Raw genomic sequence first — 8,544 nt, forward strand, 5'->3', positions numbered from 1 at the left:
AAAGGTAAGACAGATCTTGGAATAAGAGAATGGGAGTGCATGAGCTGTGGTACAGCTCATGATCGAGATATAAACTCAGCTCTAAACATTCTTGCGCTTGGGCATAAGCGTCTAGCTGTAGGAATCATCCTCTTTTAAGGGGGTGAGGATGTCAATGAGATGAATTTTCAGTCTATAATACGGGGCTCTTATTAAAGCTTGGCTCTAGTCGAGATTTACTCTCTCTTACTTTAATCTCTGGAAACATTGCAATGAATGCGGCCGCTTCACAAGACACTCCTCTCGTTGGAATTATCATGGGTTCTCAATCGGATTGGGCAACGCTAGAAAACACTGCCAATATGCTCAAACAGCTTGGCGTCCCATTTGAAGCGGAAGTAGTATCTGCACACCGAACTCCAGATCGATTATTCGAATATGCCGAAACCGCACGTGATCGTGGTATTCAAGTAATTATTGCCGGTGCTGGCGGCGCAGCACATTTGCCAGGCATGTGTGCAGCCAAGACTGATTTGCCTGTACTCGGCGTACCGGTAAAATCATCGATTCTAAATGGTGTTGATTCACTGCTTTCAATTGTACAAATGCCTGCAGGGATTGCTGTCGGTACTTTGGCCATTGGCCCAGCGGGTGCAACCAATGCGGCGATCATGGCTGCACAAATTTTAGGTTTAACACGGCCTGAAATCGCAAAAAATGTTGCAGATTTCCGTGCTGCGCAAACCGATAAAGTGGCGAGTAAAAATATTCCGGGTCAAGCTTAATTAAGGGGCATTTCTCATGGATAAAACCATTGGTATTTTTGGTGGTGGCCAGCTTGGTCGCATGATGGCGCAAGCGGCATTGCCTTTAAACATTCAATGCACCTTCTTTGAAGCGAGTACTGAGTGCCCTTCTGCAGCGCTGGGTCCAGTGATTTCGACTCAAGCTGAAAATGGTTTGCAAGATTTCATTCAGAGCGCAGATGTTTTCAGCTTAGAGTTTGAAAATACTCCGTTAGCAGATGTTGATGTGTTGACTAAGAACAAAGCATTGCACCCACCGCGCCAAGCTTTAGCGATTGCACAGCATCGTTTGTCTGAAAAAGCCTTGTTTGATGAGTTGTCTATTCCAGTTGCACCTTATAAGGCCGTGACGTCTTTCGAGGATTTACAAGCTGCTGTTGCTGAGTTGGGTTTACCCATCGTACTGAAAACATCGCGTGGCGGTTATGACGGTAAAGGTCAATTTGTGCTACGTAGCGCTGAGCAAATGGATCAAGCATGGGCTGAACTGGGCCCTGCTGGTGAATTGATTGCGGAAAGCTTTGTAACCTTCTCACGTGAAGTCTCAATCATTGCGGTGCGTGGTCAAGACGGTGATGTGAAAACATGGCCATTGGCGGAAAACCACCACCACAACGGCATTTTGTCGCATTCGATTGTGCCTGCGCCAAACAGCGCAGACTTACAACCAGTTGCGCAAGACTACATTACTCGCCTGCTCAATCATTTGAATTATGTCGGTGTTTTGACGCTAGAGCTGTTTGTGACGGATAAAGGCTTATATGCCAATGAGATGGCGCCGCGTGTACATAACTCGGGGCATTGGTCGATTGAAGGCGCAGTGTGTTCACAGTTTGAAAACCACATCCGTGCTGTAGCAGGTTTGCCTTTGGGTTCGACTGAAGTTGTTCGTCCAACGGTCATGGTGAACATCATTGGCCAGCATCCGAAGTCTGAAGATGTATTGGCACTGAATGGCGCACATTTGCATCTGTATAACAAAACAGAGCGTGAAGGTCGCAAAATCGGTCACATCACCTTAATGCCGAACGATACTGCAGAATTAACAGCTTTATGTCGTGCTTTGGCGAAAATTTTGCCGAATCCACTGGCACTTAGCGAAGATATGACCATTTAAACCTGTGTTTGAATGATAAAAAAGCGGTCATGCACATGGCCGCTTTTTTTATTGCTGTAGTTCGGGCATCATTGCGCCTCTTTGCAAAATCACACCGTTTATCGCTGAAACGATAAGAAACTATTGATCATAAAGTGTTCGTTCGTTTATAAATATTCTGCGCTAATCTTCGTATGGTTTTTTGTGTATCAATAGTCTGCGATGTATGTGAATCAAAATCAAAAATAACTAATGCGTTTTGAATTCAAACTGTGTTTTTAAATTTAAACTATGAATTTGAATTCAAAAAATCCTATGCCAAAAACAATGAATTCAAAGTTTATGAATTTAAATTTCAAAAAATGAATTCATTTCGCTGTGTTTAAATTTAAAAATTTGAATTTAAAAGTTGATCAGAATTATTGGATCTGTAGAAAGTGCTTTTAAAAGCTATAATATTTTGATTATTAACAATAAAGATGAATTGTTACGCTATTTTGAATTTGTGGATAACTTTTTCTACATACGATTTATTTTTAAATTTAAAAGTTTTAAATTTAAATTTAAACCGTTGTTTGGTTTGTAGTGAATTTAAAACTGGGTTGTGGATAACTGCTTTTGAATTCAAATTTCAAAAATGAATTTAAATAAGTAGAGATTATGAATTTAAATTTACGTTTTGAACCTTTAACTTTTGCTTTGAGATGCTATTGTTAAAGCAACAATTTAAATTCAAAAAAAGATCAAGGGTATGAAGCATCACTTAGGATTTGTTTTCGGGACTGCTTTATTGGCAATAACTCAGGCAAATGCCGAGTTGATTATTAATGGTCAGTCTGTCAATTCGTCGAGTATGCCTGCAACAAGCAGCATTTCATCACAAAATAACTTTCAAGGTTGTTTAGCCAATTTGCGCTCGCAAGCGATTAATGCAGGTGTGAGTGCGTCAACTTATGATCGCTATACGCAAAATTTAACACCTGATTATTCTGTGATTGAAAAGCTCAACTATCAGCCTGAGTTTTCAACTCCGATTTGGGACTATCTGTCCGGTCTGGTAGATGAAGAGCGTGTACAACTAGGTCAGCAGAAATTGGCGCAGCATCGTGATGTATTAAACCTTGTCGCAGCGGCTTATGGTGTGCCTGCTGAAACCGTGGTCGCGGTTTGGGGTGTGGAGAGTAATTTTGGTGATATTGCGGGTAGCTATCCTTTATTACAGTCATTGGGCACTTTAAGTTGTGAAGGACGCCGTCAAAGCTATTTCCGTGGCGAGTTTTTTGCAGCCATGCGGATTTTGCAGCGTGGTGATTTAAATGAATCTCAATTGAAAGGTTCGTGGGCAGGTGCATTTGGTCATACCCAATTTATGCCGAGTACCTATGAAGAACTGGCCGTGGATTTTGATGGTGATGGCCGCCGTGATTTGGTGTCGAGTACCACGGATGCGTTGGCATCTACAGCCAACTTCCTGAAAAAGCGTGGTTGGCAAACTGGTCAGCCGTGGGGCTTTGAAGTAAAAATTCCCGAAGGAATGTCGATCAGTGGTGAAAGTCGCCGTAATAAAAAGTCATTAGATAGCTGGATGAATCGTGGTTTGCAGCGTGCCGATGGTACACCGTTAATACAAGGTAACCTTTCTGGATCGAGCCAAGCAGGTTTAATGGCACCGGCTGGGGCAAGTGGGCCTGTGTTCTTGGTGTTTAAAAATTTCGATGCAATCTATAGCTACAATACCGCAGAGAGTTATGCATTAGCGATTGCGCATTTATCCGATCGCTTGCAAGGCAAGGGTGGCTTTAGTACGACATGGCCAACCGATGATCCTGGGACTTCACGTGCGGAACGACGTGAGATTCAACAATTTTTACTTAACCGCGGCTATGACATCGGTAAAGTTGATGGATTAATTGGAGATAAAACCCGTCAAGCAATTCGACAAGAGCAAAATCGACTGGGTTTAAGTCCAACAGGTCGGGCGGGACAGCAGATTTTACGGGCATTTCGTAATGAGCATGCCAAGGCAATGATGAATTAAGTTTGAGCTATGCTTTTTATATAGTAGTCAATATATATAAAAGCTTGTCTATATAAAAAAGGTCTGCAATTGCAGACCTTTTTTATATGTTTTTGACTCTTAAACCGCAGTGATTGTACCTAAGATACGATAGCCAGCAGCACCAGTCACACTTGGTAAATTTGCACTAAGCTGATTGACAAAGCGCATCGCCAACCAAGCAAAGGCTGTGGCTTCCACCCATGTTGGGCTTAAGCCTAAATCGGCGGTACTTTGTACCGTCCATTCATGTTTACGTAAACGCCAGCGCAGTTGCTCTAATAGGTGCGAATTGTATGCACCACCACCGCATACATAGACTTCACCAGTATCCATATCAGAACGGTAAATGGCTTTTTTAATGGCACGTGTGGTGAGTTTCATTAAGGTTGCTTGAATGTTTTCTGGTGTATCTTCGAGTTCGTCATATTCGAGATCTCCACGCCAATCGAGAATCTGTTCATCTAACCATTCTAGATTGAAGTCTTCACGACCTGTGCTTTTTGGCGGTTCTTTAGAGAAAAACTCATGTGCTTGTAAGCGGTCGAGCAGACTGCGAATAGGTTGACCATAAGCTGCCCAGTTCCCATTTTCATCATAGGGCTGACCAGTATAACGTTCGCACCAAGCATCCATTAAAATGTTAGCTGGACCTGTATCAAAGCCATAGACATCTTCAGGTTTACCCGCAGGTAACATGCTGACATTGGCAATGCCACCCAAGTTTAAAATCACACGGTGAATAGTGTCATGTTGGAAAAGCGCTTGATGAAACGCAGGAACTAAAGGTGCGCCTTGACCGCCTGCAGCCATATCACGGCGGCGGAAGTCTGAAATCACCGGGATTTTAGTGAGTTCGGTAATAATATTGGGGTCGCCAATTTGTAGGGTAAAACCATGTTCTGGGCGATGACGGATGGTTTGTCCATGTGAGCCAATCGCCTTGATTTGACTACGATCTAGCTGATTCTTCTCGATCAATTCATTGATGCCATGACCGATCATTTGAGCTAAAGCAACGTCTGCCTTACCCATGCGATCAATTTCGTTATCATCAGGCAAAGTAAGTGCCATCAGTTCATCACGAAGGTCTGGGTCAAAGGGAAGTGTGAGCGTTGCATGAATCTCTAAAGGATCAAAAGAAGCAGCAACAATATCGACACCATCCATGCTTGTGCCGGTCATTACCCCAATGTAGATCGCTGTCATGATGATTCTTAAGCCTGCAATGTGCTGAAAAAGTGTTAGTATATCGCACAAATTGTATAACTGATCTATTTGGATTTTGTGATGTCAAATTTCCTGCCGGCTGAAGAACAACTTGCCCTCATCCAACGAGGCACACATGAGATTATTTCTGAAGAAGATCTTCTTAAGAAATTAAAGCAGAATCGCCCATTAAAAATTAAAGCGGGTTTTGACCCGACTGCACCTGATTTACATTTAGGTCATACGGTTCTAATTAATAAATTAAAAGTTTTCCAAGATTTAGGTCATGAAGTTTACTTCCTGATTGGTGACTATACAGCCATGATCGGTGACCCAACGGGTAAGAGCGCTACGCGTCCACCGTTGTCACGTGAAAAAGTTTTAGAAAATGCTAAAACTTATCAAGAACAAGTGTTTAAGATTCTTGATCCTGCGAAAACTAAAGTTGTGTTTAACTCAGAGTGGTTTGGTCAAAAAACTGCTGCTGACTTGATTCAGTTGGCTTCACAGCAAACTGTGGCACGTATGTTGGAACGTGATGACTTCACTAAACGTTATAACAGCCATCAACCAATTGCGATTCACGAATTTTTATATCCATTGGTGCAAGGTTATGACTCAGTTGCACTAGAAGCGGATGTAGAGTTGGGTGGTACAGACCAAACCTTTAACTTGCTGATGGGTCGTACATTACAAAGCCGTTATGATCAAGAATCTCAAGTGTGCATTACTGTGCCAATTCTTGAAGGTTTAGATGGCGTAAATAAAATGTCTAAATCTTTGGGTAACTATATTGCCGTATTTGATGCACCGGGTGCGATGTACCAAAAAGTGCTTTCAATGCCAGATGATTTGATCGAACGTTACTTTGACTTGTTGAGCTTTAAATCGATTGAAGAAATTCAACAGTTGCTCAAAGAAGTGGCTGAAGGTCGTAATCCACAAGAAGTGAAGAAAATTCTTGCACTTGAATTGGTTGAGCGTTTCCATGGCGCAGAAGCTGCGGCAAATGCGCACAAAGGTGCAGGCAACTTGATTACTGAAGGTGAACTTCCAGAAGGTACACCAGAAGTGACTATTTCTCGTGGCGCATTTGGTGGTGAGATTTTCATTACTTCTATTTTGCGTGAAGCGGGTTTGACTAAAAATGCAGCTCAAGCAAAAGATGCAATTGGTCGTGGTGCAGTGAAAGTGGATTGGGAAGTGGTTGATGCAGGTTATGCTGTGTCAGAAAACAAAACTTTGATTATCCAAGCGAGCAAAAAAGCGATCGCAAAAGTAACTTTTACCGACTAATAAATTCTTGAATTTTTAGTTAAGTTATTGAATTAAAAGCAGGCTTCGGCCTGCTTTTTTTTACCAATTAATATATTAATAATATAAATAAGCAAATTCAAAAAAAACCTTATAAAAACAACACTTAAATTTTTCCAAATGTGTTGCATTTCTTGAATTTTATGTATAAGATTTATTCATCTAGAGAGATATATACCATCTAGAGGGTACATAACGATAACTCCACTTTTTATAAGTCTCTTCCCCAAGGGACTCTTTTTTTAGTGAGTTAACAAATAACTATAATAACTACACGATGGATCGACTAAAGATTCAATTCTAAGGGAAAGATTTTGGGAGAGATCTTTCCCTTTTTTATTTGTAAAATTGAGCTATTCCTTTCAAAAATCACATTCATTTCTGTATTAAAGACTTTAATCGCGCCAGAAAAAAAGCCCGATTCAATCGAGCTTTAAAATGTCTTTACTCAGATAGATGTTCATGGAGCTTGGTTTTAGGGCTTAGAGCCAAATTGAATGAAGCTTAATTTAGGTAAAATCCGCTTGACTAAAGTCCCCACTAAAAGTGCGGTAATAATGGTGCCTTCACGTACTCCGATGACTTGATGTAAGACTAGCCAACTACTGATAACTGCAATACTGACCAAGAGAATGTCGCCATAGGTCTTACAATTGCCAAAATCAAGGCGATAACGAACAGCAATGGCTTGATAGAGGCCTTCTGCGGCCAAGAAGACTAGACTGGCTTTGACCACTAAGCTCACACCTAAAGCAGTAATCAGGCAACTTGCCAAGCAAGCCAGGAGTTGAAGTGGGTAACTTTCTATGCTCCAGCCTTGGGTCAGCCACATTAAACCGTCAATAAATGCACCAAACAAAATTCCCACGGGTAATTGCAACCACTGTATCCACTGAAAGCGTGATTTTAAGATCAGCATTTGCAGCAGGATCATGACGATATGCATTAATACTGTTAATGTGCCGACGGTGGGAGGAAAGATATAGCTAAAGCTATAGGGCACCGAGGAAATAGGGGATGTCCCTAAATTTGAATGTATAGAGAGTACGACACCAAAAGCCAAAAATCCTAATCCGCCTAATAGTAAGAATAAGCGTGGAAAAAACTGTGTTGGCATCCTGCACCTAAAAAATAAAAAGAGTGTACGTAAAACGCAGCCTGCGCTCTATGCGTCTAAAGCCCAAAAATAGTGGCTTTTTATGACTGTGATCGTTAATAGTGATTATTCAAATAAAATAGGCTGTATTTTTATCAGCAAAAATGACTAAGCATGTAATTAAAATGATTTTTGCAAAAACAGGCCTTATGGAACAATGGTCAAAAATCAAAAAAGAGCAACAACATGGCGTATTACGATACCGATAATCATGATGAACAGATTGATCGAATCTTGAGATATTTATTTGATCACCAAACCACACAGTATAAGCGAGCATTATTTTGTGAGGCGCAGCAACAATTACATGATTTGGATATCGCAGCACAGTACCAACTATTTGCATTGGTACGAGAACAACTCCCTCGACGTGCCAAGCTGCTATTTTCTGCCGAGGATTTCCGTGGAAAGCAACAAGTCATCTTGGAAGTCATGCAACATTTAGCATATGAACGTTAAAAGAATGTTGGTAAATATAAAAATGCAAGCTAAAAAATGTCTATGAAGCTTGAATCGGTGTGATGACACAAAAAAATGATGTGCTTTGAGGAAGAAAAGTAGACTAATGATTAATAAATAATCAAAGTCACTTTTATTAGACTTAAAAGCGCTGAAAAAGATTTGTTAGATATAAGAAATTTACTTAATTAAATATCGACTATTTGCTAAATATTTATAAAAAATGCTTAAAAAATAGGTAAAAGTGCAATTTTTTTAGCAAAAACGCTTATAAAAAATACATACGTGAAAAATATAGTGAATTGGGGGTTGCAATGATTCTGAAATGCTCTAGAATGCACCCCATACCGACGAGATAGACGGAAACGAACGAAACGCGAAGCGTTGAGTTGTTAAGTTTATCGAAGTCCAGCTTCTAGCATTGACGAGATGTTAGGAAGATCATTAAGAGATTATGAAGAACAACTTG

General features: G+C 40.7%; 8 protein-coding genes. 6 read left to right on the plus strand and 2 right to left on the minus strand.

Annotated features, from left to right (window positions below; all coding sequences use genetic code 11):
* From FTU06_RS16280 to FTU06_RS16295, 4 genes are all read left to right on the plus strand, one after another.
* On the plus strand, positions 1–138 hold a 138-nt coding region (locus tag FTU06_RS16280; RefSeq protein WP_180009613.1), incomplete at its 5' end, for a zinc ribbon domain-containing protein.
* Positions 139–251: 113 nt separating this feature from the next.
* A complete protein-coding gene (gene purE / locus FTU06_RS16285; RefSeq protein ID WP_078189531.1) occupies positions 252–764 on the plus strand; it encodes a 5-(carboxyamino)imidazole ribonucleotide mutase in 513 nt (170 codons plus the stop codon).
* Between the two features lie 16 nt (positions 765–780).
* Positions 781–1,902 carry a 5-(carboxyamino)imidazole ribonucleotide synthase gene (locus FTU06_RS16290; RefSeq protein ID WP_180090334.1) on the plus strand — a complete coding sequence of 374 codons (1,122 nt, stop codon included), beginning with the start codon at positions 781–783 and terminating at the stop codon, positions 1,900–1,902.
* Positions 1,903–2,632: 730 nt separating this feature from the next.
* On the plus strand, positions 2,633–3,919 hold the full coding sequence (locus tag FTU06_RS16295) for a lytic murein transglycosylase (protein WP_180147599.1): 1,287 nt from the start codon (positions 2,633–2,635) through the stop codon (positions 3,917–3,919).
* Positions 3,920–4,018: 99 nt separating this feature from the next.
* Here the strand turns inward: FTU06_RS16295 and FTU06_RS16300 are convergent, their stop codons facing one another.
* Positions 4,019–5,146, minus strand: coding sequence for an anhydro-N-acetylmuramic acid kinase (locus FTU06_RS16300; RefSeq protein ID WP_078189534.1), 1,128 nt, complete (start codon positions 5,144–5,146; stop codon positions 4,019–4,021).
* Positions 5,147–5,209: 63 nt separating this feature from the next.
* Here FTU06_RS16300 and tyrS point away from each other — a divergent pair, with 63 nt between their 5' ends.
* Entirely contained in the window at positions 5,210–6,442 is a 1,233-nt protein-coding gene (gene tyrS, locus FTU06_RS16305) for a tyrosine--tRNA ligase (RefSeq protein ID WP_171262600.1), read from the plus strand.
* Positions 6,443–6,935: 493 nt separating this feature from the next.
* On the opposite strand, the gene FTU06_RS16310 is transcribed toward tyrS, so the two are convergent.
* The gene (locus FTU06_RS16310; RefSeq protein WP_180147601.1) at positions 6,936–7,577 is read right to left on the minus strand and encodes a YitT family protein; all 642 of its coding nucleotides are present in this window, start codon (positions 7,575–7,577) and stop codon (positions 6,936–6,938) included.
* A gap of 225 nt (positions 7,578–7,802) precedes the next feature.
* On the opposite strand from FTU06_RS16310, the gene FTU06_RS16315 reads away from it, so the two are divergent.
* Positions 7,803–8,075: a hypothetical protein gene (locus FTU06_RS16315; protein ID WP_180147603.1), complete on the plus strand. Its 273-nt coding sequence runs from the start codon at positions 7,803–7,805 to the stop codon at positions 8,073–8,075.
* Positions 8,076–8,544 lie beyond the last annotated feature (469 nt).

Origin of the sequence: Acinetobacter sp. YH12052 (genome assembly GCF_013419835.1) — a bacterium.
Classification (GTDB): Bacteria; Pseudomonadota; Gammaproteobacteria; order Pseudomonadales; family Moraxellaceae; genus Acinetobacter; species Acinetobacter amyesii.

Bases quoted from the DNA above. Each gene is read 5' to 3' on its own strand.
- FTU06_RS16300 (WP_078189534.1), bottom strand. From the start codon at position 5,146: ATGACAGCGATCTACATTGGGGTAATGACCGGCACAAGCATGGATGGT.
- FTU06_RS16315 (WP_180147603.1), top strand. From the start codon at position 7,803: ATGGCGTATTACGATACCGATAATCATGATGAACAGATTGATCGAATC.
- purE (WP_078189531.1), top strand. From the start codon at position 252: ATGAATGCGGCCGCTTCACAAGACACTCCTCTCGTTGGAATTATCATG.
- FTU06_RS16310 (WP_180147601.1), bottom strand. From the start codon at position 7,577: ATGCCAACACAGTTTTTTCCACGCTTATTCTTACTATTAGGCGGATTA.
- FTU06_RS16295 (WP_180147599.1), top strand. From the start codon at position 2,633: ATGAAGCATCACTTAGGATTTGTTTTCGGGACTGCTTTATTGGCAATA.
- FTU06_RS16290 (WP_180090334.1), top strand. From the start codon at position 781: ATGGATAAAACCATTGGTATTTTTGGTGGTGGCCAGCTTGGTCGCATG.